At 40.2% G+C, this 26,735-nt stretch carries 23 protein-coding genes and 7 pseudogenes; 1 reads left to right on the top strand and 29 read right to left on the bottom strand.

The window, feature by feature from the left end; translation table 11 throughout:
* Positions 1-57: 57 nt before the first annotated feature.
* The 15 genes and pseudogenes from DW904_RS02135 to DW904_RS02080 form a co-directional block, all read right to left on the bottom strand.
* Positions 58-1,308 carry a sugar ABC transporter substrate-binding protein gene (locus tag DW904_RS02135; RefSeq protein ID WP_118577859.1) on the bottom strand — a complete coding sequence of 417 codons (1,251 nt, stop codon included), beginning with the start codon at positions 1,306-1,308 and terminating at the stop codon, positions 58-60.
* A 256-nt stretch (positions 1,309-1,564) separates the two neighbouring features.
* Complete coding sequence (locus tag DW904_RS02130) at positions 1,565-2,554, bottom strand: LacI family DNA-binding transcriptional regulator (protein WP_118577957.1); 990 nt, start codon at positions 2,552-2,554, stop codon at positions 1,565-1,567.
* Between the two features lie 582 nt (positions 2,555-3,136).
* Positions 3,137-3,595 carry an Lrp/AsnC family transcriptional regulator gene (locus tag DW904_RS02125; RefSeq protein WP_118577858.1) on the bottom strand — a complete coding sequence of 153 codons (459 nt, stop codon included), beginning with the start codon at positions 3,593-3,595 and terminating at the stop codon, positions 3,137-3,139.
* 55 nt (positions 3,596-3,650) lie between these two features.
* Entirely contained in the window at positions 3,651-4,007 is a 357-nt protein-coding gene (locus tag DW904_RS02120; protein WP_118577857.1) for a VOC family protein, read from the bottom strand.
* Positions 4,004-4,690 (bottom strand): MBL fold metallo-hydrolase, encoded by a 687-nt coding sequence (locus DW904_RS02115; protein ID WP_118577856.1) that lies wholly within the window; start codon positions 4,688-4,690, stop codon positions 4,004-4,006. Before DW904_RS02115 ends, DW904_RS02120 begins: the two co-directional genes overlap by 4 nt.
* A 116-nt stretch (positions 4,691-4,806) precedes the next feature.
* Positions 4,807-6,129 (bottom strand): MATE family efflux transporter, encoded by a 1,323-nt coding sequence (locus tag DW904_RS02110; RefSeq protein WP_118577855.1) that lies wholly within the window; start codon positions 6,127-6,129, stop codon positions 4,807-4,809.
* A 296-nt stretch (positions 6,130-6,425) separates the two neighbouring features.
* Positions 6,426-8,486 (bottom strand): ATP-binding protein, encoded by a 2,061-nt coding sequence (locus tag DW904_RS02105; RefSeq protein WP_118577854.1) that lies wholly within the window; start codon positions 8,484-8,486, stop codon positions 6,426-6,428.
* Positions 8,487-8,522: 36 nt separating this feature from the next.
* Entirely contained in the window at positions 8,523-8,696 is a 174-nt protein-coding gene (locus DW904_RS22685; protein ID WP_202187651.1) for a hypothetical protein, read from the bottom strand.
* Positions 8,697-9,060: 364 nt separating this feature from the next.
* Entirely contained in the window at positions 9,061-9,768 is a 708-nt protein-coding gene (locus DW904_RS02100) for a hypothetical protein (protein ID WP_347561994.1), read from the bottom strand.
* Positions 9,765-10,136: a hypothetical protein gene (locus DW904_RS24855; RefSeq protein WP_347561993.1), complete on the bottom strand. Its 372-nt coding sequence runs from the start codon at positions 10,134-10,136 to the stop codon at positions 9,765-9,767. Before DW904_RS24855 ends, DW904_RS02100 begins: the two co-directional genes overlap by 4 nt.
* Positions 10,137-10,459: 323 nt before the next feature.
* Positions 10,460-10,546 (bottom strand): annotated as a pseudogene (locus DW904_RS24850) (hypothetical protein); the annotation flags it as partial.
* Positions 10,547-10,597: 51 nt separating this feature from the next.
* The gene (locus DW904_RS02095) at positions 10,598-12,385 is read right to left on the bottom strand and encodes an ABC transporter ATP-binding protein (RefSeq protein ID WP_118577853.1); all 1,788 of its coding nucleotides are present in this window, start codon (positions 12,383-12,385) and stop codon (positions 10,598-10,600) included.
* Positions 12,385-14,124: an ABC transporter ATP-binding protein/permease gene (locus DW904_RS02090; protein WP_118577852.1), complete on the bottom strand. Its 1,740-nt coding sequence runs from the start codon at positions 14,122-14,124 to the stop codon at positions 12,385-12,387. The genes DW904_RS02095 and DW904_RS02090 overlap by 1 nt, the downstream gene beginning before the upstream one ends.
* Positions 14,125-14,143: 19 nt before the next feature.
* Positions 14,144-14,482, bottom strand: a complete 339-nt coding sequence (locus DW904_RS02085; protein ID WP_118577851.1) for a nitrous oxide-stimulated promoter family protein — start codon at positions 14,480-14,482, stop codon at positions 14,144-14,146.
* 1 nt (position 14,483) lies between these two features.
* Positions 14,484-14,888: a YbaN family protein gene (locus tag DW904_RS02080; protein ID WP_118577850.1), complete on the bottom strand. Its 405-nt coding sequence runs from the start codon at positions 14,886-14,888 to the stop codon at positions 14,484-14,486.
* A gap of 372 nt (positions 14,889-15,260) precedes the next feature.
* On the opposite strand from DW904_RS02080, the pseudogene DW904_RS02075 reads away from it, so the two are divergent.
* Positions 15,261-15,618 (top strand): annotated as a pseudogene (locus DW904_RS02075) (DUF4143 domain-containing protein); the annotation flags it as partial.
* Between the two features lie 247 nt (positions 15,619-15,865).
* Here DW904_RS02075 and DW904_RS23470 read toward each other — a convergent pair.
* From DW904_RS23470 to DW904_RS02010, 14 genes and pseudogenes are all read right to left on the bottom strand, one after another.
* A pseudogene (locus tag DW904_RS23470) lies at positions 15,866-16,270 on the bottom strand (AEC family transporter); the annotation flags it as partial.
* A gap of 317 nt (positions 16,271-16,587) precedes the next feature.
* A complete protein-coding gene (locus DW904_RS02065; RefSeq protein WP_118577849.1) occupies positions 16,588-17,763 on the bottom strand; it encodes a malic enzyme-like NAD(P)-binding protein in 1,176 nt (391 codons plus the stop codon).
* 90 nt (positions 17,764-17,853) lie between these two features.
* Entirely contained in the window at positions 17,854-18,984 is a 1,131-nt protein-coding gene (locus DW904_RS02060) for an Ldh family oxidoreductase (RefSeq protein WP_118577848.1), read from the bottom strand.
* 134 nt (positions 18,985-19,118) lie between these two features.
* Positions 19,119-19,826 carry a FadR/GntR family transcriptional regulator gene (locus DW904_RS02055; RefSeq protein WP_118577956.1) on the bottom strand — a complete coding sequence of 236 codons (708 nt, stop codon included), beginning with the start codon at positions 19,824-19,826 and terminating at the stop codon, positions 19,119-19,121.
* 225 nt (positions 19,827-20,051) lie between these two features.
* On the bottom strand, positions 20,052-20,183 hold the full coding sequence (locus tag DW904_RS23465) for a helix-turn-helix domain-containing protein (RefSeq protein ID WP_243110272.1): 132 nt from the start codon (positions 20,181-20,183) through the stop codon (positions 20,052-20,054).
* Positions 20,169-20,372, bottom strand: a pseudogene (locus DW904_RS23460) (recombinase family protein); the annotation flags it as partial. The gene DW904_RS23465 and the pseudogene DW904_RS23460, both read right to left, overlap by 15 nt.
* A gap of 470 nt (positions 20,373-20,842) precedes the next feature.
* Positions 20,843-21,064, bottom strand: a pseudogene (locus DW904_RS02040) (SDR family oxidoreductase); the annotation flags it as partial.
* Positions 21,039-21,143: pseudogene (locus tag DW904_RS23455) on the bottom strand (GNAT family N-acetyltransferase); the annotation flags it as partial. The pseudogenes DW904_RS23455 and DW904_RS02040, both read right to left, overlap by 26 nt.
* A gap of 212 nt (positions 21,144-21,355) precedes the next feature.
* The gene (locus tag DW904_RS02035; protein ID WP_118577847.1) at positions 21,356-21,769 is read right to left on the bottom strand and encodes a hypothetical protein; all 414 of its coding nucleotides are present in this window, start codon (positions 21,767-21,769) and stop codon (positions 21,356-21,358) included.
* A 14-nt stretch (positions 21,770-21,783) separates the two neighbouring features.
* The gene (locus tag DW904_RS02030) at positions 21,784-23,559 is read right to left on the bottom strand and encodes a DHHA1 domain-containing protein (protein WP_118577846.1); all 1,776 of its coding nucleotides are present in this window, start codon (positions 23,557-23,559) and stop codon (positions 21,784-21,786) included.
* A gap of 89 nt (positions 23,560-23,648) precedes the next feature.
* Positions 23,649-24,518 carry an AraC family transcriptional regulator gene (locus DW904_RS02025; RefSeq protein ID WP_195589499.1) on the bottom strand — a complete coding sequence of 290 codons (870 nt, stop codon included), beginning with the start codon at positions 24,516-24,518 and terminating at the stop codon, positions 23,649-23,651.
* A 65-nt stretch (positions 24,519-24,583) separates the two neighbouring features.
* On the bottom strand, positions 24,584-24,853 hold the full coding sequence (locus DW904_RS02020) for a metalloregulator ArsR/SmtB family transcription factor (RefSeq protein WP_118577844.1): 270 nt from the start codon (positions 24,851-24,853) through the stop codon (positions 24,584-24,586).
* A gap of 135 nt (positions 24,854-24,988) precedes the next feature.
* Entirely contained in the window at positions 24,989-26,242 is a 1,254-nt protein-coding gene (locus DW904_RS02015; RefSeq protein ID WP_118577955.1) for an ATP-binding protein, read from the bottom strand.
* A gap of 169 nt (positions 26,243-26,411) precedes the next feature.
* Positions 26,412-26,679: pseudogene (locus tag DW904_RS02010) on the bottom strand (SDR family oxidoreductase); the annotation flags it as partial.
* Between the last annotated feature and the right edge of the window lie 56 nt (positions 26,680-26,735).

The raw sequence follows: 26,735 nt of genomic DNA, 5'->3' as shown, positions 1-26,735 counted from the left end.
ACGGATAAAACGGTCTTACAGTATGCCAGGAGGATAAATCCCTCCTGGCCATATCTTTTACTGAATTGCGCTCTCAATCTGAGCCTGCGCTTCATCCATTGCTGCCTGAGGTTCTTTCGCTCCAGAGAACACCTCCTCCAACTCACGTAAGAAAGTCTGCTCAAGATCTCCGAAATAACTTGGAGCCGCAATTGGATCTGCAATTGTAACTGCTTTCCAGATTCCCATAATATTATCAGGGCATGTTCCCATAATATCTGTAGATGTTGCCAATGCTTCTGTTGGCGGTACCTGCTGGCCACCTGCTGCAACAGCTGTTAATGTTTCATCAGATACCATTTCTTTTAACAGCTCAATTGCAAGATCCTGATGCTCTGTTGTGGAACCAATGCACCATGCAGATCCTCCATATACAGAACCGTCTTTCTCTTTTACCGGCCACTGAACGCAATCAAAATCATCATTTGTTAATCCTGCATCCTGCCAGGTATTTAATACCCAACGACCAGCACCAACCATAGCAACCTGATTATTTGCAAACATGGAGTATCCGTCTGAGCTGATTGGTTCTGGACAAATACCATCTTTATACATACCATTTAAGAAATCTACTGCTTCCACAATACCTTCACTGTTAACAGTAGGTGTCTCGCCATCCTCACCAACTAATGCTGCATTGTTAGTTGACCACCACGGTGTAAGCTGGAAATAAGTGCATGGGAAACAAAATCCGTAAACACCATCCTTGGTAAGCTTCTCAGCAGTTTCTCTGAACTGATCCCATGTCCATCCATCCTGTGGATACTCTAAACCAGCATCATCAAACATATGCTTATTATAATAAACTACCATTGTCTGAGTTCCGTTCGGGAGACCATACAGAGAATCATTTACAGTAAAACCTTCAAGTAAAGATGGTGCATACTGATCTTTCTTAGCCGTAAGTTCTTCATCATCTGTAATAATGTCATCAAGTGGTACCAGTAAATCATTACTTACAGCCATATTAACAGCTTCCAGACCAAGGCTGATTACATCCGGAGCTTCTCCTGAAGTACACATGGTAATCCATTTCTGAATAAAGTCTGACCATGACTCAACCGGTACACAAGTCTGTTCCACCTTTACATTTGGATTTTCCTCATTAAAACGAGCAATGGCATCATTTGCAATCTTTTCCTCATCAGTATTTCCCCAGTTTAATACTCTAAGAGTCACTTCATCTTCTGCATGAACAATAGTAGCTGCTGACATAGACATTGTTGCTATAAGACTTAATGCAATCGCTTTTTTCATCATTTTTCTCATTCTAAAACCTCCATACCTTAACGTGGAAAGGTTTCCACATTTGTGTTTTAAAAAGAATTTCCTTTCAGAAATCCTTAGCTCCAATACATTATTTGATACGAGTTACCTAGATGTGCGCTCATCCTTTATGGTTACGAGTATATACTCTGCTCCTATTTTTGTCAATAGTTTTATATGGAATCCGTTCCATTTTTATATTTTTTATTCATTTTGTACAAATTTAATTAGGATAAATTGTAACACTTTCTTCCACGTTTTATTCTTTATCATCTGTCGTATCTCCCAGAAGTAACGTAGGCTCATAAAACACTTTTTTATTATGATATTTTTTCCCCTGTATCATATTAAGCAAAATATTAACTGCACGTTTTGCCAGTTCCTCAATAGGCTGCTGTACAACAGTCAGGTTCATAACTCCAACTTTCGCTACATAAGTTCCATCATAAGCTACTACCTTTACATCTCTTGGAACTTTTTTCTTGCGTTTTAATAGCTGTCTTATACATGCAATTGCTACCATATCCACTGCAAAAATCCCATCAATATCCGGATACTTATCCATAAGCATATCTGCCATTACATCATACTGTCCATAATCAAAATCATTCCAGTCCATTTCATGGGAATAAACAGTCACACCACGTTTTTTCATGTATCGCTCAAACTCATAATGCCTTTCATGTGACGGAGAATCAACTACTCGAGCGCCTTGAATCTGTAACACACAACGACAATTATTTCTAACCAATTCCTCTGCCGCCAATTTTCCGCCAATCTTATGATTTGTTGAAACAACAGGAATATTTTCACCCAAAAAACGATCCAACGCAACAATGGGTCCCTGCACACCTTGATATTCCTCAAAATCCAGCATATGGCTTCCTGCTATGATCCCATCCACAATATGTCTGTTCAACATATTAATGTATTCTTTTTCGTAGTTCTGCTCACTGTAGGTACTACAGATCATTGTCTTATATCCCTTTTTCATTAGTTCTGCTTCAGCATATAAAACTACCTCTGCAAAAAACGGATGTGATATTTTGGGAATAATAATTGCGACAATTCCACTTTTCTTACTTAACAAATTTCTTGCAAGTTCATTTGGAATATAATTTAATTCTTTCATTGCGGTCTCTACTTTAATTCGTGTCTCATCCGATACATACCCTGTAGAATTTAAAACCCTCGATACCGTACCAACACCAACTCCAGCCTTCTGTGCTACTTCTTTTATACTAGCCAAATAATCGCCTCCTTCATACATATTGTAACAGGGTTTCTTCGCAGCCTCATTGTAACGTTCCATCCCAATCCTGTTTTTTATTGTGTCAATAGTATATCATTTGATATTCTATTTTACAATTCTTTTTATACATTTTTCACAAACACTTATTTGTCAAGCGTTCTTTATATGCCATTTTGTACAATTTATTTCTTTTGTAATTACTAATTTCCAAACTATTCCTTCACAATCTTCGAATAAAATACGCAACTTCACGCTCTCCACATCAGACATTTCTTAATTAATTTTCTGATTAAACATTAAAACAATAATACGATCATTCTTTCACACTATTCTTGTTTTTAAATGGGCAGACCATCTACCGACGATATCACTCTTAAAGGAACAAAAAATACAGGCAGTACTCACCTTTCCTGAATACCAACCTGCATTTTCTGAGGTTTTTTCAAAATTTTATAGCAATTTTTATTTTCAACTTAATTTATTGACCGCTTCCGCCAGTTCCAGATACTCCTGGTAATGTTTCTTATACCAGTCTTTCTTCTCAAAATAAGCCTTAATGCGTCACCTCAATTTTGACCTCTACAACCGTAACCCTTTAATATCTTTAATCCGTGATAAGATCGTATTGCAGCTACAGCTGATAATGCCGGGCAGTGTATCAATGACGTTGTGCAGGAAGTGCTCCATTTCATCACTTGATGAAGCAACAGCATGTACATGCAATTTGTCTCTTCCTGTGACACGGTAAATCTGTGTGACTGTATCGTCTTTGTATAAGATATCTGTCACCTGTGACAAATGATCTGGTTTTATTTCAATTTCAAAATAACTGGATACAGCACCACTGATTTTTTGAGGATTTATTATTGTTGTATATTCTTCAATTATCCCCTTTTTCTCCATAGCCTGAATCCGGGCTTTTACTGCCACTCTGGAAATGCCGGTTTCTTCACCGATATCCGAGTAGGAGATACGTGCATTTTCTATAAGTAACTGGATAATCTTCTGATCCAGTTCATCTAAATTATCCAGGTACATAAGTGCCCTCCTGTAAAATAATATCCGTCAGCTTTATTCGATTTCCCAACCAGCTTTACGGCACAATCTCAAGCCAGTAGCCATCTGGATCTACGATGAAATAAATTCCCATTGCTTCGTTTTCGAAGCAAATGCAGCCCATCTCTTTGTGCTTCTTGTGCGCAGCCTCGTAATCCTCTGCCTGGAATGCCAGATGGAATTCGCATTCACCCAGATTATATGGCTGTGGATGATCCTTAAGCCAGGTAAGTTCCAGCTCAAAATCACTTACATCGTTGCTCAGATACACGATGATAAAATCATCGGTAGTCTTTCTTCTCACCTCGTGCAGATCAAGGGCCTCGTTGTAAAATTTAATAGATTGGTCCAGGTCTGACACATTATAGTTTTCGTGAATCATCTTAAATTTCATACTTCTTCTCCTTTTGTACATTCTGTGTTTTTAATGCGTGACTTATATTGCGGATATTCAGTAATGAACCGCTTAATTACACTGGCATCATTCCAGTAATGCATTGGAAAAATGACATTGCAATCTACATTTTTAAGGAAATACAGGATCCCGTCGGCATAGTGATCTCCCTGCCTCGGATCTAAGGGAACAAATGCAGCATCAAAATGCATACCCTTAATTTTCTTGATCTCTGCACGATATGCAGAAGTAAGCCTCTGGTTGTCAGCTTTCAGCTCACCATCCCAGTACCAGTCGTTTAAGTCGCCGGCATGATAAATGATGCCTTCCTTTGTTTTGACAATGAATGCGACACCACTATCGTTAGACAGCAAAGTATCAACTTCAGTGCCATTATCCAGATTATAAGTCTGATCATGATAAACATATGTGATCTTCAGATCCGATAAATGATTCCTTTTTCGTATATCATTCGCCAGGACTGCCTGATAAGTCATCCCCATATCTTCAAGAATCCCAAAGATTTGTGGGTTAAAATGATCCTGGTGGAAATGACTGCAAAAAACGATTACTTCTTTTTCCTTGTCAAGGTTCGATAGTTCACCCTTATAATAATCAAAAATATAGTAGCAGTCTCTGGTCTCAATTAAAAACCCACTGTGGTTAATGTAAGTAACTTTCATGATACCTCCTTCATTTCCCGCGTTCTCTTTCAGCTATTTCTGAAGCAACACGTCAAATGAAAAACATTTTCTTATAGCATGTTTAAAAAAAGCTTTCTGCAAAATACAGCCAGATACTATAGACTTGATGATCTTCTGAGCGCCACATAGGATATTAAAAAGTTCGCAAACCAACCTGCTGGTACAGCAAGCCAGACGAATTCAATGCCAAAACGCGGTGCAAAAATCAAAGCAACAGACAGGCGAATCGCCAAATTCACCATATTTGCAATGAGGAACGGGCGCATGATTCCCAGACCACGAAGGACTCCATCGGTTGCCATTTTGATTCCCATAAAAATGAAGAAATAACCAAGCCATCTCATATAATCCCCGGATACCTGATAGGCCAGAGCGGTTCCGTCTTTACCAAGAAACAACGAGGAAATTTGCGTATGCAGCGTTTCAATAACGATGAAAGCAATGGCTGCAAAGCACACATCCAGCACCAATGCAGCCTGGTAGCCTTTTTTGATACGCTGGGGTTTGTTTGCGCCGAGATTCTGTGAAACATATGGCGAAACTGCATTGCCGATGGATACAAAAATCAGGGAAAAAACGTTCTCAACCCGCATCGTCGCCGCATATCCCGCAAGCGCCTGTGTGCCGAAGGGATTTACAACAGCCTGTACGATCATCATGCCGATAGACACTGTAGACTGCTGAAGAACCGAAGGTACAGCAATTTGAAACATGGAATATAACTCCTGCCTGTCAAACCAGTCAAAGGGACTTTTATATCGCCGCATCCGGTGAAAGAAAATCAAAAGCGAAAACACGGCGGAAATGCCTTGTGCAATCAAGGTTGCAAGCGCCGCACCGAACACGCCGAGATCAAGACCAGCCACCATCCAAAGATCCATAAAAATATTTAAGACTGACGAAAATATCAGGAGTCCCAGTGGAATTTTTGATTCGCCTATGGAAGTAAACATCGTTGAAAGAATGTTGTACATAAACAAAAAAGGAAAACCCACGAAATAGACCCGCAAATACAGCACTGCATCGTCCAGTATATCGGCAGGGGTTTGTAACGTGCTCATCATCCAATGGGAAAAGCCAAAGCCAAAAATACCAAGGACTATGCTTAGAATAAAAAAGCTAAGCAAGGACGTTGACACGATGGTTTTCATTTTTCCATACTCCCTGGCACCGAAATAGCGGCTCACGAGCACACCGGCACCCACACCGGCACCCAGTGCCACACAAATGAAAACATTGGTCAGCGCTGCACAGGCACCGACAGCTGCAAGTGCAGAGGAACCCACAAACTGACCGACGATAATGGAGTCAGCCATATTGTATATTTGCTGAAAAAAGCTGCCGAGAATCATCGGCATTGCGAAAACTGTCAGCGCTTTAAGCGGCGCATCTGTGATTAAATATTCATCTTTTGACATTATCATATGCCTCCACAGGTTTCATAATTTCATTTATTCTTCCCTTCATAAGAATTTATTTATTCGAAATGTAAGTTTTAAGTTACGTTCCGAAGCAATTATATGTGGTTGCAACTAATAAGTCAAGTCGCCGTTTACTCTGAGTTACTGGTCACTCCGTGACCAGTAACTCACTTCGCGATGCACAGAAATCATGCATTCGCATGATTTCGCGCTGAGATTCTCGGGTTTTCTGTGAACCTTGTTCACAAAAAACACCTCGCGGAACGTTACCAGTGAACAGTAACACTGATATTTCACCTTATATATTTTGCTATCACCGGTAAAAGTACATTCATATCAATTGGTTTTGCCACATGATCATTCATTCCCATTGATATTGCCTTCTGTCTGTCCTCTGCAAAGGCGTTTGCTGTCATTGCAACAATGGGGATGGAGGCTTTCTTCTCATCTTTCATCCTGCGTATCCTGGCTGCAGCATCATATCCATCCATCACCGGCATCTGAATGTCCATAAGAATCATATCATAATATCCGGCGACTGCTTTCTCCAGCTTATCCAGACACTCTGCTCCATCTTCCGCACGGTCTGTAATGATCTTTTGTTCCGCAAGCAGTTCTATCGCGATCTCTGCATTCAGATCATTATCCTCTGCAAGAAGAATACGTTTTCCTTCCAGCTTTTCTAATATATCTGGCTGTTCAGATATCTGATTCCTATATACATCCGCTTCTGATGCTGTATCAAAAGAAATATCTACAGTGAATTTTGTCCCGACACCTTGCGTGCTTTCTACCTGGATACTTCCGCCCATCAGCTCAATCATGGATTTTACAATAGGAAGGCCCAGTCCTGTACCAGCGACCTTGTTCTCTGTGGTTGTATGTTCTCTGGAAAATTCTTCAAAGATATGTGGAAGATATTCCTCACTCATGCCAATGCCTGTATCTTCACAAGTAAAAATAAACCGGGCTTTCCGGGGATTCTCTGAATCTTTCTCATATATCTTTACATGGACCGCATGCCCATCGGACGTGTACTTTATTGCATTGCTGATAATATTCAGCATTATCTCCTGAAGTTTCACTCTGTCACAAAAGATAAACGTATGGTATACATCCAAATCTGCCGAATACTGCAGGTTCTTCTTCCTTATATCTTCCTCAAATACTGTGTTTACCGTATGAAACACTGCGTTTATATCCTCAGCTTTCAACTGCAGCGCTATAGTACCGCTTTCAATACGGGCTATCTCCAGGATCTGGTTAATAATCGTCATCAGCAAATTTCCGGAAGAACAGATTTTTCCCAGATATTCCTTTGCTTTTTCCTCGTTCTGAAGATTCTTTTCCAGTAATCCGGAAAAACCTATAATCGCATTCATCGGCGTCCGTATATCATGGCTCATATTAAACAGAAATCGCGTTTTTGCTTCATTTGCACTTTTCGCCAGTTCCGCGGCTTTCTTAAGATCAGCAGCATATTGTTTTTCTCTGTGTTTTTTGCCGGATATCTGATAATAAATCGTAGCGACCAATAATGAAAATATATAAGAAGCGGCAATAGCGAGGAGCCAGTATGAAACCGGAATCCACCCATTCGAAGGCGCAATATCAAAATACCATGTGTTATTCGGGATTTCACATTCTATCGTCAGGCAGTCTTCCGGCATATCCTCTTGACTCTGGGCAAGAATATTCTTATCCTCACTGCTTCTGTCATAAGACCAGATCTTATAGCTGAAATCCGCCTCACTTAAAGATTTCAGATTTATGTCACTCATGAAACAATCCCAGTCGATTACCTGGAGTACAAATCCCCAGAAACTACTCTTTCCAGAATCATCGTTTTGATAAACCGGTTTAAAAAGTAAAGCTCCGGATCCTCCCTGCTTTAACTGATAGGGACCACCAAGTGTATACTCTCTGGTTTCCTTAGCCAGAACTGCATCTTTTTTCCGTTCATGTTCCCTCAGTAGATCCAGGCCAAGAGCCTCTGAATTTCCCTGCATAGGATAGATTTCGGTTATGATCCCTTCCGGTGCCAGCTCAAACGCCTTTACCACACCATCCTCATTGGGAATCTTTTCTGCCAGTTCTGAAAAAGTGTTTTCATCCATATCCGATCCATCAATGATATAATTTCCCAGAAGATCAGAAATCGTTATATAATTGTCCAGCTTTTCCTTGACTCTCCTTATCGTGCTTTGTGCCATATAAGTTCCCACTGCTTTTTTTTCTTTTTCCTGATATCGGATCATCTGGCTACACACAAAAAATGCAAGCAGGAAAGAGAGAAGGCCAACAATATAACAATATTTCTTAATATGTTTAGCAGCTGTACCATTTATTTTCATTGAATTTTCCTCATTATGTTTTCTTCCAACTGTTTTTCAGCGGGCTGTGCAATAAAATCGAATGGTATCTATCACTTTCTCATCCGCTGCCTGATTAATGTCTGATATTAGAGACAGAATCTGATTCAGAAGTTCCAGCTTTTTGTTAAATTGTCTGTAGTTAATCTCATGTTCTTCATTCTTATTATCATTTGCCTTAAACTTTTCCATAAAATCTCCCAACACTTATATAGAAAATATTCCCCCATTAATGCCTGAAAACAAAAGGAGAACAGCCGATACATATGTTCGAACTGTTCTCCTACATTACTGTTCGCTGGTAATGTTCTTTGTACTCATACCGTTCCGTATCTATATAACTTCTTTCTAATCTATTAGAAGAAGTATATTTTTAAATAAAATTTGAAAATACTTTCGTTTCTGCAAAAGTCATTTTCGCCTATACCACTTTCATAATATCACAGACCGTTACGTTTGTCACATAAAAGTTTAAATAACTGTGATGCGCTTCTTTGCATATCCTTTTCCGGCAGTTGCCGTTATACCTGTCGCTTTCAGCACATCATTATATTTTTTAAAAACTCATAATCTGCTCTTCGTCAAGTCTTTTAAGAATTTCGCATGCCAACTTAACCGCATTATCAAAATCAGCATAAGCTGAAATCCCGTAATGTGTGTGCGCATAGCGAACCGGAACACCAATAACAATGACCGGAACTGCTTTTTCAGTCAGATGTATAACTGCACCATTGGTTGAACCAGCACTGCGAACTGCATCCTGAACCGGGATGCCAAGCTTTTCTGCCAGATCAAGCGCATATCTCTGGTAACGTGGATTGGTAATCATGCGTGAATCAATGTGACGAAGCATCGGGCCACGCTTAATAGCAGTCTGAACCATATACTGCTCAACGCACGTATCATCTGCCGGGCAGCCTTCAAAAACAATTGCGATATCCGGCTTAATTACCTGTGCTGTCACAGTGGCACCACGTACACCAACTTCTTCCTGTGCTGCACAAGCGCCAACAATATCCACATTCAAATCCTGACCAGCCAGAGTATGCATGGTCTTAAGAATTGCCGCACATCCCAAACGACAGTCAAAGCTCTTGCCCACCATCAGATCTGTGGTTTCTGAATATGTAAATGTCACATCTGGCACTACCGGTTCACCGATACGAATGCCGAACTTTTCAACCGCCTCTTCTTTAGAAACAGCGCCAACATCTACCGTGATATCTTTCATATCCAGAGGTGCTTTACGCTCCTGCTCTGTCATGAAATGCGGAGGCTTACTGGCAGTAATACCTGGAATATATCTCCGAATCGGTTACGAACCAGGACTTTATGAGCGGGAATATTGTGGTTCACCCAACCTCCGATCTGAATGATGCGGAGAGTTCCGTTCGGGCAGATAGCCTGCACCATAAAGCCAACCTCATCACTATGTGCATCAAGCTGAACAACCGGACGTTTGCCGTTATTTTCTTTACGGCGGATATATAGGTTGCGCATGCGATCTTCTGTAATTTCTCCGAGTCCTTCTGCATAAGGACGAATTGCAGCAACCACTTCATCTTCGAAGCCTGATGTACCGTTTGCATTTGAAATTGCTGCAATCATTTCCAACGTTGTTTTTTTATCCATTCTGACACCTCTTTATGAAAGTTTTAGCTTCTTGAGCTCAACATCTACTTATATGATTTTATATGTTATATTTAACTGTCAATAATCTCCAGTTCCCCTTTTGGATTGACTTTTTTCTGACAATAAAGATTTTTTCGAGCCGCGCTTGATAAACCAAGTATATTCCAAGCCAATATGATTGTCAACAAATCCAACTCGATGTGGTAAATTTCGTGAACTTCTTATAGAGCAAAGAATGCTATGCAGAAATCAATAACGCCGAGTAGGATTTATTATAATCCCGTATCGGCGTTATTGATTGTAATTATCTTATTATTCTTTTACTCAAGCCCTTTCCATCCTATATGAGGTGTCAAAATGACATTATTCATAGTATAAAGAGGACTGTTTTCTTCAGATGGTTCGGTTTCAGCCGATTATTATGGCTACAGATTTAAATAGCTTATCCATTGAACATGCTCTTAAGAAATTCTGCCGTTCTCCATTTCATAAACCACATCTGCCACATTCATTGTGGACACTCTGTGGGATACCAGGACAACCGTTTTCTTCCTGGCCGATTCTTTCAATGATTTTAAGATAATTCCCTCATTTAAAGAATCCAGGTTTGATGTAGGCTCATCGAGCAGAATCAGAGGGCATTCGTGGAGAAATGCTCTTGCAATTCCGATTCTCTGTTTCTCACCACCAGATAATGTATCACCCAGTTCTCCGACTTCTGTATCATATTCTTTCGGTAATGTCATAATGAAATCATGAATAGACGCTTTCTTTGCCGCTTCCATAATTTCTTCTCTGGATGCTCCCGGCTTTGCTATCTCAATATTATTTGCAATCGAATCATGGAACAGGTGCGTTTCCTGTGTGACATAACTTTCCATATCTCTCAGATGCCTAGTTGGAATCTTTCGGACATTTGTACCGTCTACCGATATACTTCCATCCTGAACATCCCAGAACCGCATCAGCAGTTTTAAGAGCGTAGATTTTCCGGAACCGCTCGCACCATGAATACCTGTGATCTTCCCTGGCTGTAATTTCAGTGAATAGTTATCTAAAATAACCTCATTATCGCGGCCAAGGCCGTCCTCTCTGTCTCCTTCCAAGCCATTCACCTTATAAGCAAATGTTACGTTCTCTGCCTCTGCTCCTGTAAATTCATGTTCCACACTCTCTGTCCCAGGAGTTTCCACATCACCCGGAATTTCTTCCACAAGCGGTGTCTCTTCCAGAAGGGAAAGAACACGCTCACCACTTGCAAGTGTCTGGTTCAGATTGTTAGACAGGCTTGATAATGCCACTACCGGTCCGAAAGAACCCATCATTGCGATGGTACAGGTTAAGATTCCCTCGAATCCTATCGCACCTTTGTCATACAGCCAGATGGTCAGCGCCAGCATTCCAAAAGATGCAAGCAAAATAACCATATTTGTGAATGAACGCTGTGAGCCTTCCATTTTGCTTAATGACTTCTGTATTCCTGCAAGGTTTTTCGAACGTTCCGACATCTGCTCTTTTCTCTTTTCACCCTGTCCGTACTGGATAGTCTCATCCAGTCCTCGTAAAGAGTCCAGAACAAAACTGTTCAGTTCTCCGAAGCTTGTTCTAAATTCCATTCCCTTCTGGCTGCCACGTTTTCCATTCCACATCGGGATGGCTACACCGACAATCAGATAAGCTGCCAGTGCAAGCATTCCCGCTAACCAGTGATATCTTCCAATAAAAATCACCATAACCATCGAGGTCAGTGTTGCAATCGCAATCGGGGAAATGGTATGTGCATAAAACACTTCCAGTAATTCAATATCCGTTGTAATAATAGAAATCAGATTTCCCTTGTCCCGTCCTTCCAGTTTTGCCGGACAGAGTTTTCTTAAGGAAGCAAACACTTTATGACGGATGATTGCTAACAACTTAAAAGCGATAAAATGATTACAATACTGTTCTGCATAATGTAGGATTCCGCGAAGCACTGCAATCACAATCATGACTGTTATAATGGTTTTTACCGGGATAAATGCCAGCCACATATTGTCCACCGGAACAATTATTCCGGCTGATCCTGTCAGAAGTCCATGCACGATAACCTGTCCTGCCAATATCGTCAGGAAAATCGCACACAAGTAACCTAATGTTCCAAGGATGATTGCCGCCAGCATAATATGGAGCAAGGGTTTTACCAGACCAATCAGACTTCCCATGATCCGGATGGCACTTCTGCGTTTTGTTGTATTTATATTTTCACTCATTATGCCACTCCTCCTTTTCCATAGTTTTCCAATGCCATCTGGCTTTCATACAGATGTCTGTATGCACCATTCTGTCTCATCAGTTCGTCATGCTTTCCGCTTTCTTTAATTTCTCCGTCTTTTAAGAAATAAATCTTATCAGATTTCACAACATTTGCCAGTCTGTGGGAAATCAGAAGCACCGTCTTTGTCTTTGCCAGTTCGTGAATCACATTCATAATCAGTTCTTCACTTTCCACATCGATATTGGATGCAGCTTCATCGAAAATATAAACCGCACTGTCTGTCCGAAGCAATGCTCTGGCAATCACCAGTCTCTGGCACTGACCGCCGGACAGGTTGCTTGCTTTTTCCAGCAACTGTGTCTGCAATCCATCCTGTGTCTGTAAAAACCCTAAGAGATTGACTTTCTGAAGAACTGCTTCCATCTCTTCTTTCGTTGCGTCCGGCTTTGCCATCTTCAGATTTTCTTCTACTGTACCTTTGAACAGATAGCTGTTATGGCGAACCAGAACAACCTTCTGCATCAGATTTTCCTCATTTACCGCATTAAGCGGTACACCACCGATGGTAATTTCTCCGCTATATCCCCGATTCTTTGCTGCAAGGATTCCGGCAATCGTACTCTTACCACATCCGGATTCACCAACCAGTGATACAAAACTTCCTGCTGGCAGATTTAAGCTGATTCCTTTTAAGATCTCTCTGTCCTCTTCATAAGAAAAATACACATCTTTTAATGTAACATCTAACGCAACCTCCGGCAGTGCTTTTTCTCCGGCCTGTGGTTCTGGTAAATCTAAAATCTTAAAAATTTTATCACTGGCTGCCATACCATTCATTGCAATATGGAAAAACGAACCAAGCAGTCTGAGTGGCAGGAAAAACTCGCTTGCAAGCAGGACAATACATAAAGTTCCTGCTACACTGATATTCCCCTTTAGGAATTCGGATACCGCAACTGCCATACCGATGGCTGCTCCACCATACGCCACAATATCCATCACACTGGTGGAATTAAGCTGCATGGTCAGCACCTTCATCGTAATCCTGCGGAAGTTCTGAGATTCCACATCCATCTCATCTGCTTTCTGCTGGTCTGCCTGATAAATCTTCAGAGTGGTAAGTCCCTGTAAATTTTCGAGGAACGAATCACCTAGTCCGGTATAGATGCTCCAATAGTTACTCAATAATTTCTTCGCTACTTTCTGTACCACCACGATGGAAATTGGAATCAACGGTACACAGATCAGCAGTATGGCACTCGCTTTCAGACTTACTCTGCAAAGAATGATAAATAAGGTCAGTGGTGCAATCAGGCTGTAGAATAACTGTGGAAGATATTTTCCAAAGTATGTTTCCAACTGCTCCACACCTTCGGTCGACACCTGTACGACCTCTGAAGAGGATACCTGCTCACTGTAGGAAGCTCCCAGCTTCAACATTTTCTCATAAATCTTTTCACGCAGAATCCGCTTTACATCCACACACGCCAGATAGGAAGACCTTGCTCCCATCCGCTCACATACGAACCGGATTACCAGAACCAGAAATAAAATCAGTATTGTCCGTTCAATAATCGGTACGGTTACTCCCCGGTACGCCACCTGTTCCAGTAAATCTGCGATAGAAAAGACTGCCAATACCTGCGACAGAAGGGCTGCCCACTGCCACAAAATCGTATACGCAATATACTTTTTTGCGTGGGACAACAGCCCCATCAATCTTGTTTTAATCATAAAAATCTTATCCTTTTGTTTATTTTTTCGATTCTCTTTTACTGCATACCAAATGCCATATTGCAAGAAATGGATGGTATAATAACATCCTTGGTCCTGAAAAACGCATGACCTGTCGAATCTGTTCTCTCATTTCCGGCTTATAACAATGTACCTTACAGTTCGCACAGAACGTTTTTTCTTCCATAAATGGACACTTCTGACTTCTTTGTTTTGCGTAATCCAAAAGTCTTTGACAGTCAGGACATGTCTTCCCCTCCTGTCTTTTTTCTTTCGGATGGTTTTTCCGGCAGTACAGCCGGATCATCTCTTCCACAACATACTGTTCTTTCTGCCGTTTTTTTTCTACTTTGTCCATCTCAATCTCCCATTTCTGCCATTTTAACTTCTGGATTTTCTGTCTTAACCCTTAAGAAGAAATATAGCAGATGGCATACCCACACAATTGCGATACAGATTCTTCCAATCGGTACATTCTTCATACAGATAAAACCGATCAGCATAACTACTGTTACCATTCCGATAATCTTGCATTTTGTTCCCATTGTCATGGCTCTTTTCTGAACAAAACTGTCCAGATGATTCTTATATAAATTCGTTTCTACAAACCAGTCGTGCAGTTTCTTTGAACTCTTTGCAAAGCAAAACAGTGTTGCCATATAAAACGGAACGGTTGGCAAAACAGGAAGTACAATTCCTATCGTACCAAATCCAAGGCAAAGAAAGCCAAGCACGGTCCATATTACTTTTAAAGAATTTTTCATCTTCTTTCTGTTCTCCTGTGGGAGTTTTCCTCCTTTTCATATCGTGGTATTAGTTTTTGCTAATATTTTTTAGTTATGGTTACTTGAGTTCTGCAAGAAGGTCTTTAGTTGCTCGTAGCTAACCCATTGCATGAAAAATATCATACTTTGTCATCCAATGTCAACAACTTTATAAGGCATACCCCATATATTCTTAAATCGCAATTTCCCACATCCTGTTTTTATTTTTCAAACACGCTCTAGTACAGCCTTCGGGTTGCCTTTACATAGTTTCCACTTTCAAAAAATAAAAAAATTTGTGTTTTTGAAAGCGACATCTTGCATATACTATTATCAGACAGTATACTAAGTACAACGAAGCGGTTTCGAGAAATGAAAAAACTTCAATTTTTGAAAGTGGGTGACTATATGAAAACAATCACGAGAGCAAAATATCTCGATAGAATCATTGAACTGAATGGCACTCCTGACATCAAGATCATCACGGGTATTCGTCGATCTGGTAACCAATCATGTAACCGTCGGCAAGTACATTAAGTATTTGTGCAATGCTTTTGTATTTTATGATATTAAGAGATACGACATCCGAGGTAAGAAATACCTTGAAAGCTCTGAAAAGTTCTATTTGTGTGACAGCGGTATTCGATATGCAATACTGGGAAGCAAAAATATGGATTATGGCAGAGTATATGAAAACATCGTTTGCATCGAGCTTCTTCGCCGTGGATATCTGTTGAAAGATAGTTTCTTTTTTTAGTAAATACAATCTTAAGAGGTACGTCCGCAATAACCATTCCGGCAAGCAGCATTCCGATCGGACCAATCATATTATTCATCATATCCATGACATCCTGCACTCCCGAAGGCATCTGGATTCTGCAGACAAACAATATCACTCCTACTATGATTGAAATAATATTTACGTTCAGAAATACTTTTTTCCACTCTAATCTATCTTCTTCGCAAAGCATATTTTTGCAGTGTGTCCAGATCAGAATCAGCTGTACCGCAATATAAGCACTGGAATAAATAACGTACTCCTGTCCAAGCAAATCCTGTACCAGCGGAATTACCAGTATCCCGGCATTTGAATAAATAACCGTCGCGCGTTCAATCGTATCCAGCTGTAATACTTGTTTTAATATTGTGGTAAGTATCAGAAATAAAACATGTACCAGAACTGCTGCCGCACATGCCAGGAGCAGTCCTTTTTTTACATCTGGCGTATAGTCCACCTGAAATGCGTCGATAATTACGCATGGAATAACCAGATAAACCATGACTACAGATATGCTTTTACTCTCCGATGACTTCATAAGGCCGGCTTTTACAACCGCATATCCCATAAGCATGATTGCAAAAAGCTTTGCAATCTCTTCCATTAGTAATAAACTGATTTGCATATTTTGTCCCTTCTTTTCTGATGTCTGCTATTTTTAATTATAGCATGCTTTGTCCAGCTACTTGCAGGTCTCCTACGCTGTCTGTGACGGAAGCTGTTTATACCACAGCTCTCCCTTCCATAGTTGGTTTCTTATTTCCAGCTATAAATCTCTACTCATTCGTAAAAAATTATAAGAAAATCCCCGGCATACTGCGGACGTTTCCTTGAAGTAAAATCTATTGTTGTCACACGTCCTTGCTATCCCTATAATAAGTTATGCCGGGGAAAATTGTCTATCTTATTAAATTGTATTTTTTAAATACGGGCTACGCCGGTTCTCTTTGCTGCCTCCGCAACTGCTTTGGCTACCGCCGGTCCTACTCTCTTATCGAATGCCTTCGGAATGATATATTCCGGAGAAAGTTCCTCATCTGCGATCAGATTTGCAAGTGCTTCAGACGCTGCCAGCTTCATTTCATCATTGATCTCTTTTGCTCTCACATCAAATGCGCCACGAAAGATTCCTGGAAAAGCAAGTACGTTGTTGATCTGGTTCGGGAAATCACTTCTTCCTGTGGAAACAACTTTTGCTCCGCCAGCCTTTGCGTCATCCGGGAAAATCTCCGGAGTCGGGTTTGCACATGCAAAAACAATTGCATCCTTATTCATGGTCTTAACCATCTCTGTTGTAACGGCACCAGGTGCGGAAACACCGATAAATACATCTGCGCCGACCAGCATATCTGCCAGAGAACCTGCTTTCTTATCCAGATTGGTCACCTTGCTCATTTCATCTTTGACTGGATTCATTCCTTCCGGACGTCCCTCATAGATCGCACCCTTTCTGTCACAGAGTGTGATGTTCTTAAATCCGGCTGTGAGAAGCAGACGAGCGATAGAGATTGCTGCTGCTCCTGCTCCGTTCATTACAACATGGACATCCTCTTTCTTCTTGCCAACAACTTTAAGTGCATTGGTAAGACCTGCCAGTGTGATGATCGCAGTACCATGCTGGTCATCATGGAAGATCGGAATATCACATTTTTCTTTCAGTTTCTTTTCAATTTCGAAACATCTCGGTGCGGAAATATCTTCCAGGTTTACTCCACCAAAGGAACCGGAGATCATATAGATTGTATTTACAATTTCGTCCACATCGTTGCTTTTAATGCAGAGTGGAAATGCATCTACATCACCAAATGCCTTGAAAAGGACACATTTACCTTCCATAACCGGCATTCCGGCTTCTGGTCCAATGTTTCCAAGTCCAAGAACAGCAGAACCGTCTGTAACTACCAGACACATGTTCCATCTTCTTGTGAGTTCGTAAGATTTGTTTACATCCTTCTGGATTTCCAGACAAGGCTGTGCAACTCCAGGTGTATAAGCAAGTGACAGATCATCCTTATTTTCTACAGGTACTCTTGTTACAACTTCAATCTTACCTTTCCATTCTCCATGCAGTCTTAAAGATTCTTTTGCATAATCCATTTCTATTGTCCTCCCTGGTATCTTAAATTATGTGAAACCGTATGATTCGGCTGCCTCTATTGTTACTGTGAACAGTTGCCTTCTAATCTATTAATAATTTCCTGTAAAGAATTTGCTATCTTTTGGAAGCTCATATCCGTCAAAATATTTATCAAAGTCAAGTTTGAGATATCCACACAGATTAGCAAGTTCGACCATCGTATTATCGTTTACAGGTAATCCATGTTCTCTTCTTTCTTTTTCTGCCAAAACTTCTTTTTCACCATGTGTATAAATACGTTCTTTGCCTTCTGCCTTCGGACTTTCTCTCAAAGCTTCCAGGTATTCTGAAAAATGTCTGCGGATTGCCTGAGGATCACCAAATGCAGCCGGATCGATTGCCATGAATCCATGACAGATTCCAGTTTTATCCGGGAATGTGCAGCAATGATCCGAAGTAACACCCATGGAAAGAATGGAACTGAACAGTTCACATAACATACCATATCCATATCCCTTGTGGCTTCCTGTAACCTCTTCATTTCCACCAAGGGGCATGATTCCGCCGCCCTTCTTTGCAACAATATTGGCAAGGACATCCGGCGCGTCTGTGCTTGCATGACCATCTTTGTCCAACGCCCATCCATTAGGAAGCGGTTTCTCCATTTTGTTGTACATTTCTAGTTTTCCTCTTGTAACCACTGTGGTAGAACAGTCAAAGAAAAACGGATACGGGTCTGCCGGCATAGCTACTGCGATTGGGTTTGATCCAAGCATGGCTTTTTTGCCAAACGTAGGAACCATAATAGCCTCTGAATTGGTGCAAGCCATTCCCAGAAGTCCTTCATCGCACGCCATCTTTGCATAATATCCAGCAATACCAAAATGATTGGACTCACGGACGGTTACGATTCCAACTCCGGTTTTTTTGGCTTTTTCGATGGCTTTTTTCATTGCGTAAACGGAAATAAGCTGTCCCATTCCATTATGACCATCAATCACTGCAGATATCGGTGTTTCAAATACAACTTCAGGCTTTGCCTGCGGATGGATGGTTCCCTTTTCGATTCCCTTATGATAACGCACCATTCTCTGCATACCATGACTTTCTATTCCATAAAGGTCAGCCGTAAGAAGCACATCCTTGATCTGATTGCTTTCTTCCTCTGTAAATCCAAACGCCTTGAATACGTCTCCGCAAAAATGATTCAGTGTCTCATATGACCATTTCACATATCCCATTGTTTCGCACCTCTTTCTGGTATTGCCGGTTTTATTTATTGGTATTACCAATTTACATTTTAATTATATCACTGGTATTACCAAAACACAATAGAGGTCATATCAATTAACTCTGTAAAAATGCCCAAAATTTCTTAGGATTTTTTTTGCATTTCTTCCATATAACGTTCAATCGTATCCATATGTTCGGACATACATCGTTCCGCCTGTTCTGCATCTCCGTTGATGATTGCCTCAACAAGCCGATGATGCTGGTCATCAACCTCTCTGGCAGAATTATTCTTTTTCATAATGTAGTCTCTCGTCCCGGAAACAATATTCTCCGTAAGCTGATCCGCTGCCGCAAGGACACTGTAAATCATCGGGTTATCTGCGATCTTTGCAATCTTCTGGTGAAGTTCGCGATCCAGTTTACCCCGTATCTTTTCATCTTCTGCGGCGTCCAGCCGTGCAAGAATCATCCATAATTCTGCTGCGTTCAGCGGTGTGCACTTCCTCGCTGCAAGAATTGCTGATTCTCTTTCCAGTGCCGCACGAAACTGCTGATTCTGGCGCAGATATCCATTATTTAATTTAAAAAGTATGGATAAGGGGCCGATTAGCCAGGTATCCAGATCCTCTGTAATATAATTCCCGCCTCCCGGCACTGGCTTAACTATTCCCAGCAGTTCCAGTGCTCTCAAAACTTCTCTGACTGCCGGTCTGGACACTCCCATGGTCTCCGCCATTGTCCGCTCCGCCGGAAGGGCAGCTCCAGCTTTGAGACTGCCATTCTGAATGTTCTCTATAATCTGATTTAAAATCCCATCGAAAGCCCGCTCATCCCCAATTTCTCTAAACATAATCCATTCCGTTACTGAAAACTTATAAAAAGTCATAAACCTCTATGTTTCATTCCTTCTTCAAATAATTTTTACGGATGTTTGTTAATCTGTTATTTCGTTTTAATAAAAGTTTTTCCTTTTTGATTACATTATTTGTTTTACAGTAACTTACCCCTTTCTTATTTTTCTCGTAAGAACGAGAGAGACTACGCTGTAATCTGCGTTTCTGTTTTTCTAATTTCTTTACTTTCTAAGTTCTGGATCTGAAATGAATCTGCCACCTTTTTCATAGTTCTCTTCTTCGCTGGCCAAAACCCAGTTATAAGCAAATCTTGATGCACCAGCATACTGAAGCTTGTTTTCCTTGTAATTAATCCCGGAACCGATATCACTTATTATCTCAAATGGCTGTCCTTTTGCCTGAAGATATATTCTAACATTATCAATCTGCCGTTCCAGATCATCTTTTTGTTTATGATTGGAAATGCGACAATATCCAATTGTAATGCGGTTTTTAGGTTTTACATTTATTACCTGGTTAAGTTGCTCATCAGAATAATATTTACTCAAGGCATCAACTTTCAATAATATTCTACTCTAATATCTTATAAAATACCATATTTTTAACATCCTGTCATGAAGTCTCTGTTCTTAATAGCTACTGTTCACTGGTAACGTTCCGCGAGGTATTTTTGTGAACAAAGTTCACAGAAAGCCCTAGTTGTCCATCATTCTGCTCATCTCCCATTAAAATATCCTATTTTATTTTTTATGAAGAGTATTGTATTGATAATTGTGTTTATTTATTGAAGTTTTGAAAATATTAGATTTCGTTTTCAAAGCTCTAGGAAAGTACAGATTACTGAAAGTACCAGAATATACATTCCAGGATCATAAGTGGTCGCCGTTAAAAAAAGGGATCCTCACAAAATCATCAGTATTCCTTTTCGTACATTTTCCTTCCTATTCTATTTTTTACTCTTCATATCAAGCGACATGTCAAGCCTCCAACCACAATCACCATGGTAAATCATTTATTTTGTCATGCCACCGTCAATACAGATGTTTTCACCTGTGATAAAGCCTGCTTTTTCAGAGCAAAGAAACAGTACCATATTGGCAATATCCATAGGATTTCCGACACGATGAACCGGCTGCTGCACTGCATCTGCTCCTGTATATTCGATAAAGTCAGTATCTATCCATCCCGGAGAGATTGAATTGACTCGTACTTGTCCAATATTGCTCAGGAATAAAATCATGTGCTTTTAAATTTGTCTTTAACCATATGTCAGCAACTCTATTAATATCTGGGTTCTGCATCTTTCTGATTATAACGATTATCCTCCATCAGCTTTGATTTCTCCGTAACAACCAATCAGTTATATCGTGAATCTCGACTCCTTCATAGCTATATTTTGGATGTTTAGTTCGGGCAATCATCATTTTCGGATAACGTACGGAGCTTCTGATCAAATGAAGCCATGGCACATCACCTCCAGCTTTTCCTTAAAAACATTCTAACTTCTTTGTATCTTTTCTCAAATTTACCACTCTTCACATTTAATATCACTTATCTGTTCGATTGGAATGACCGTTTGATCCGTCATGATTATAGCACGCTCGTATTCGTCTACCTTTTTTACAACACCAGAGCACATAACATAGGATCCACCGTTTTTTTTTGCATCGGGAATAAAATAAGTTATCGATACATTCTGTTCTATACCAATATTATTTCTGATTATGTTGATTTTTTCGTTCAGCTGAGCAATCACTTCCTCGCTCAGTTCCAATCTTTCATCGGTTAATCTTGCTGTTTCCTTTATCGCAGCATCATGTCCGGTCAAAGCTGCAAAAGGAGCAAATTGCGCTGCCCGATCCTGAAGTGGCATTTGCGGATGATTCTTAGAGACCGGATGTGGTAAATTGATGATATCGTTATAAGCATTATTTTTCATCCCTTCCAACTCCTTTACGCCTTATGTCCGCCAATTTGTTCATTTCTGTTCCTGGCGGTTGCACCTTCCTGAAGATTCATCCCCTTCAGTACAGCATTTTTTCCAAATTTCTTTTTGATACTGAGCATCGCTTCCTGCATACGTTTTTCACGATTCAGTGCAGCCTCTTCCTCTTCCTGCTTTTTCCTTTGCGCCTCATAATCCGTAAAAAGATCCAGCTGTTCATACACTTCTTCTTTCTTCACAGAACTTTCATCCACAAGCCTGTTCGCTGTGATATTGATTCTTCTGATAAGCAGGTTTCTGTCAACAATCCTGTCATATAACTCTATTACTGCATCCGTTATCATCTTGGTTGAGGAAGTCTGCCGTTTCAGATTGGTCGTTCCATGTGCATGTTTCGGAATTCTTCTTCCATAGCGGTCAATGGTAACCTCTCCATGATACTGCTTTCTCCTGTCGGCATTGTTCAGATTCTCAATATCATAACCAACTGTCAACACGATCTGGTCCGTTACAAGCTTCTTATCCACCAAATCCAAAACCATCTGATCCGTCATCTCTTTTACGACCAGTTTTGCTTTTTCAAAATCATAAGGACAATGAAGTACTTGTCCGGCGCAAACACTGTTCATTTCCGGTTTGTAGGCCTTAACCATTTCCATGGTACAGGGTTCATACCCCCAGGCATGATCGATCAACAGCTCTGCATTAACGCCAAACAGTTTATATAGCAGATCTTCGTTGTATAACTCATTCTCTTTTCCGATGGAACATCTTGCAATATCACCCATTGTATAAAGCCCGTATTCTTCCAGCTTCTTTGCATATCCCTTCCCTACTCTCCAGAAATCCGTAAGTGGTCTGTGACTCCAGAGTTTCCTTCGGTATGACATTTCATCCAATTCCGCAATTCGTACACCATCTTTATCTGCTTTAATATGCTTCGCCACAATATCCATCGCAATCTTGCACAAATACATATTTGTTCCGATTCCTGCAGTTGCCGTTATACCTGTCGTTTTCAGCACATCCTGTATCATGGCCATTGCAAGTTCTCTTGCTGTCATATTATAAGTATGCAGATAATCCGTTACATCAATAAATACTTCGTCAATCGAATACGGGAAAATATCTTCCGGCGCAATATATTTCAGATAAATGCTGTAAATTCTGGTGCTGTATTCCAGATAGAGAGCCATCCGGGGAGGAGCAACAATATAATCAATCTCCAGTGCAGGATTACTATTTAATTCTGCACTGTCATCAGAGGAACCAATAAATGTTCTGTTCGGTGCTTTCCACCTGCGGGCACTGTTGGCTTCTTTTACTTTTTGAACAACCTCAAATAAACGAGCCCTTCCGGGGATCCCATAACACTTTAAAGCTGGAGATACCGCAAGACAGATCGTTTTCTCTGTTCTGCTTTTATCCGCAACCACAAGATTGGTCGTCAAAGGATCCCGATTTCGTTCTTTACATTCCACAGACGCATAGAATGACTTAAGATCGATTGCAATATAGGTTCTTTTCTTTTCCATCATTCTACATCTCCTGGTTCTCCTGTGTTTCGTTTCTAATTCTTTATTCTGACCGGAAATCTTTCTCATCATAACAATCCGCTCAAGTATTTCCTGCCTGAATTTTTCTACGTCATTCGTACGCTTGCGCACGCCTGCTGCCGCAGCATGTCCACCTCCGCAAAATGCCTGCAAAAGTTCATTTACATTAATCCATTTTCCATCAGATCGGAAGGAACACCGCCAGCGGTTTTCTTCTTCCTCATACATGGTAAAACCTAGCTGAAAATACAGGGATTGTGACTGTTTGTCCTTTTGGCAACTGTTTTTTTACTGTTCCTGGTGGCACCCTATATATTTTACCACCCCTTAAACACTGATACTTGGTAGGCTGCCACATTTTCCGGATTCTCCAACGCTTTTCTCCGCCATGCATTTGGTGAAATTCCCGTTATTTTCTTAAAATTACGCATAAATGTAGATATCACCGGGTATCCTACAGAATTAGACACTTTTTCTATGGAACATTTTTCTTTTGCGAGCATTTCACAGGCCTTCTTAATCCGAACCAGATTTAGATATTCTGATGGTGTAATATTAGCAGACTCTATAAAGATCCTCCGCATATGTGTCTCACTCAGATTACATGCCCTTGCAAAATCCTTTCCCCCGATGTCCTCCATATAATGTAATTCTATATAACTTATTATTTTACGTGTATAATCTGAAGTTTCCCGGGAATTATTCTGAAACTTTATGTTTTCATTATCTAAACGATCAAAAAACAGCACAAGATTAAACGCAAGCGTTGAAACAGTATATCTATAATTTGCTTGTCTCAGCTGTATTTCTTCTATTATCATCTGCATAAGTGCCGCAGCCTTCGTACTTCCAGCATTCTCCAAAACACTTATTTTCTTCGATAGATTCTGTTCAACATAAATATATTTTTCTGGAACATTCACAAAACCTCTTTTTAAAATTTCTTCCACATCCACAAATAAATATTCCCATTTTTGTTTTTTTCCACGCTCCTCCGGTGTAGGACATGTCCGATGTGGTGTGTTTTTTGGAATAAATGTTATCGTACCGGCATGATATGGCAATTCTTTTTCTGCGACACATATGGTTCCATTTCCATAATGGCAATATCCTATCTCCAAACAATTATGAAAGTGCATATTATCTGTCCCATAAATAATTTCCCATTTTTTACCACTTAATGCCATAACAGGAAGATCCTGAGAAATTTCATAATAACGGTATTCTGCCTTTTGCATTCTTCTTTCATTTCCTACCTTCCCAAAGCTTCAACAAATGAACTTGCCACTCTTATTACTTTTTTGTTCAGAGAATAATAATGCCACTTGCCTTCCTTACGGTCATTTACAATCCCACAGTTAACCAATATTTTCATGTGATGTGATAAAGTAGGCTGCGTGATATTGAATTTATCCAGAATCTTACATCCGCATTTTTCTCCGTCTGACAGCATCTGAACAATCTCCAGTCTATTTGTATCTGATAATGCTTTACATATTAGTATCATATCCTTTGCTTCCATTTTCGCCGCCTCACATAGATAATCATCTATACATCAAATTACCATACGCATAGATGCTTGTCAATGTCCTGAAAAGCACAAAATCATAATAAAACTATCTCCATGACTTCCAATTTAATTTATCTATATCCAATGTCAAAACTCTAAACTATCTGCGTCCAAAAGGAAATACTTCATTCCCATGATGACAAATCCCTCATCATTTCTCCAAGGCTTTTTGCTGCCATTTACAATAACAACCTTCTTGAAAGAGTCCGGGGTATTACGCAGAGAATTGAACTCCTGAGTCTGCTTTTCTTCTGAAGTCATGTCATAAGCAACCTGGATGTAGTATCTCTGATTGCCTTGGTTAACTACAAAATCAACTTCCAGCTGCTTACGTACACGCTTGCCCTCTTTATCTTTATCAAAGATCTGCACAACACCCACATCAACATTGTAGCCACGAATCAGTAGCTCGTTATAAACAATGTTCTCCATGATATGAGTAGGCTCCTGTTGCCTGAAATTCAAACGGGCATTTCTCAGACCCAGATCGGTAAAGTAGTATTTCATATTTGCACCGATATACTTTCTGCCCTTAATATCGTATCGGCTTGCTTTAGAAATCAAAAACGCATCTGCCAAATAGTCGATATGATTGGAAATCGTTTTGTTTGTATAACTCATCTGACGCTCACTGGCAAAGGTATTAGCAATCTTTGAAGGGTTGGTCGGTGCACCGATTGCAGATGCAAGCACATCAACCAGAATGCCAATTTCATCCACATTTTGGATCTTGTTTCTTTCAATTACGTCCTTCAGATAAACATTTGCAAAGATATTTTTCAGGTAATCTGCCTTCTGTCGTTCGCTCTGTAAACCTACGACCTGCGGCAATCCGCCATAGGTCATGTAGTCATCCCATGCATCGTCGTAATCACCTTTATAGACAGAATAAAACTCTGCAAAAGAGAGGGGATAGATTCTGATCTCATCACCTCTGCCACGAAACTCGGTCACAATGTCGCTGGACAAGAACTTAGAATTGCTTCCGGTGACATACACATCAATGTTGCTCATGCGGAGCAGGCTATTCAGCACTTCCTCAAATCGTGGCATGAACTGTACTTCATCCAGAAGAAGATAATACTTATCATCATCCTTCATGGCATCTTTGATGTACTTAAAGCACACCTTGGGATCTCTTAATTCCTCATTCTCAATACCATCCAAGGCAATCTCAATAATATGATCGGCATCAACACCATTCTCCTGTAAATATCTCTTGAAAATATTAAACAGCAAAAAAGATTTGCCGCATCTACGAATACCGGTAATCACCTTTATCATTCCATTATCTTTTCGCATGGTCAACTGCTGTAGATAAGCATCTCTTTTAATTTCTATCATTATATTCCTCAATTCCGTGCTTTTGCACACTTTTTAGTAATAATATTCTATCATAGAACAATCTGAGCTTCAATATCTATTCCCATCTTATGTGTATCCGCACATTTTTATGTAATATAAGATAAATATCTTTTCATTTTTTTGATTGCAGTGTCAAAATCGACTACTAAATCATTTGTTTTGTCATACCACCGTCAATACAAATGTTTTCACCTGTGATAAAGCCTGCTTTTTCAGAGCAAAGGAACAATACCATATTGGCAATATCCATAGGATTTCCGCCACGATGAACCGGCTGCTGCAGTGTAACTTTCTGTTTGCGGCTGACTCATACGGTCACGGGAAGATGAAATATTAACAATGGCAGCTCCTTCAGAGAAATATGGCTGAAATAGTTTTGCCAGATAAAATGGTGCCGTAACCGATACAAATACTCTGCTGTTTCCAAATTTACATTTTCCCGTTTAAAATGCTGGACTACATCACCAAT

Origin of the sequence: Ruminococcus sp. AM42-11 (assembly GCF_003480145.1) — a bacterium.
Taxonomy (GTDB): Bacteria; Bacillota; Clostridia; order Lachnospirales; family Lachnospiraceae; genus Blautia_A; species Blautia_A faecis.
This window is presented reverse-complemented; position numbering and strand designations above follow the sequence as displayed.

Bases quoted from the DNA above. Each gene is read 5' to 3' on its own strand.
- DW904_RS02135 (WP_118577859.1), bottom strand. From the start codon at position 1,308: ATGAGAAAAATGATGAAAAAAGCGATTGCATTAAGTCTTATAGCAACA.
- DW904_RS02125 (WP_118577858.1), bottom strand. From the start codon at position 3,595: ATGTACCTGGATAATTTAGATGAACTGGATCAGAAGATTATCCAGTTA.
- DW904_RS02120 (WP_118577857.1), bottom strand. From the start codon at position 4,007: ATGAAATTTAAGATGATTCACGAAAACTATAATGTGTCAGACCTGGAC.
- DW904_RS02115 (WP_118577856.1), bottom strand. From the start codon at position 4,690: ATGAAAGTTACTTACATTAACCACAGTGGGTTTTTAATTGAGACCAGA.
- DW904_RS02110 (WP_118577855.1), bottom strand. From the start codon at position 6,129: ATGTCAAAAGATGAATATTTAATCACAGATGCGCCGCTTAAAGCGCTG.
- DW904_RS02105 (WP_118577854.1), bottom strand. From the start codon at position 8,486: ATGAAAATAAATGGTACAGCTGCTAAACATATTAAGAAATATTGTTAT.
- DW904_RS22685 (WP_202187651.1), bottom strand. From the start codon at position 8,696: ATGGAAAAGTTTAAGGCAAATGATAATAAGAATGAAGAACATGAGATT.
- DW904_RS02100 (WP_347561994.1), bottom strand. From the start codon at position 9,768: ATGACAGAGCAGGAGCGTAAAGCACCTCTGGATATGAAAGATATCACG.
- DW904_RS24855 (WP_347561993.1), bottom strand. From the start codon at position 10,136: ATGGATAAAAAAACAACGTTGGAAATGATTGCAGCAATTTCAAATGCA.
- DW904_RS02095 (WP_118577853.1), bottom strand. From the start codon at position 12,385: ATGAGTGAAAATATAAATACAACAAAACGCAGAAGTGCCATCCGGATC.
- DW904_RS02090 (WP_118577852.1), bottom strand. From the start codon at position 14,124: ATGATTAAAACAAGATTGATGGGGCTGTTGTCCCACGCAAAAAAGTAT.
- DW904_RS02085 (WP_118577851.1), bottom strand. From the start codon at position 14,482: ATGGACAAAGTAGAAAAAAAACGGCAGAAAGAACAGTATGTTGTGGAA.
- DW904_RS02080 (WP_118577850.1), bottom strand. From the start codon at position 14,888: ATGAAAAATTCTTTAAAAGTAATATGGACCGTGCTTGGCTTTCTTTGC.
- DW904_RS02065 (WP_118577849.1), bottom strand. From the start codon at position 17,763: ATGGATTATGCAAAAGAATCTTTAAGACTGCATGGAGAATGGAAAGGT.
- DW904_RS02060 (WP_118577848.1), bottom strand. From the start codon at position 18,984: ATGGGATATGTGAAATGGTCATATGAGACACTGAATCATTTTTGCGGA.
- DW904_RS02055 (WP_118577956.1), bottom strand. From the start codon at position 19,826: ATGTTTAGAGAAATTGGGGATGAGCGGGCTTTCGATGGGATTTTAAAT.
- DW904_RS02035 (WP_118577847.1), bottom strand. From the start codon at position 21,769: ATGAAAAATAATGCTTATAACGATATCATCAATTTACCACATCCGGTC.
- DW904_RS02030 (WP_118577846.1), bottom strand. From the start codon at position 23,559: ATGTATGAGGAAGAAGAAAACCGCTGGCGGTGTTCCTTCCGATCTGAT.
- DW904_RS02025 (WP_195589499.1), bottom strand. From the start codon at position 24,518: ATGGCATTAAGTGGTAAAAAATGGGAAATTATTTATGGGACAGATAAT.
- DW904_RS02020 (WP_118577844.1), bottom strand. From the start codon at position 24,853: ATGGAAGCAAAGGATATGATACTAATATGTAAAGCATTATCAGATACA.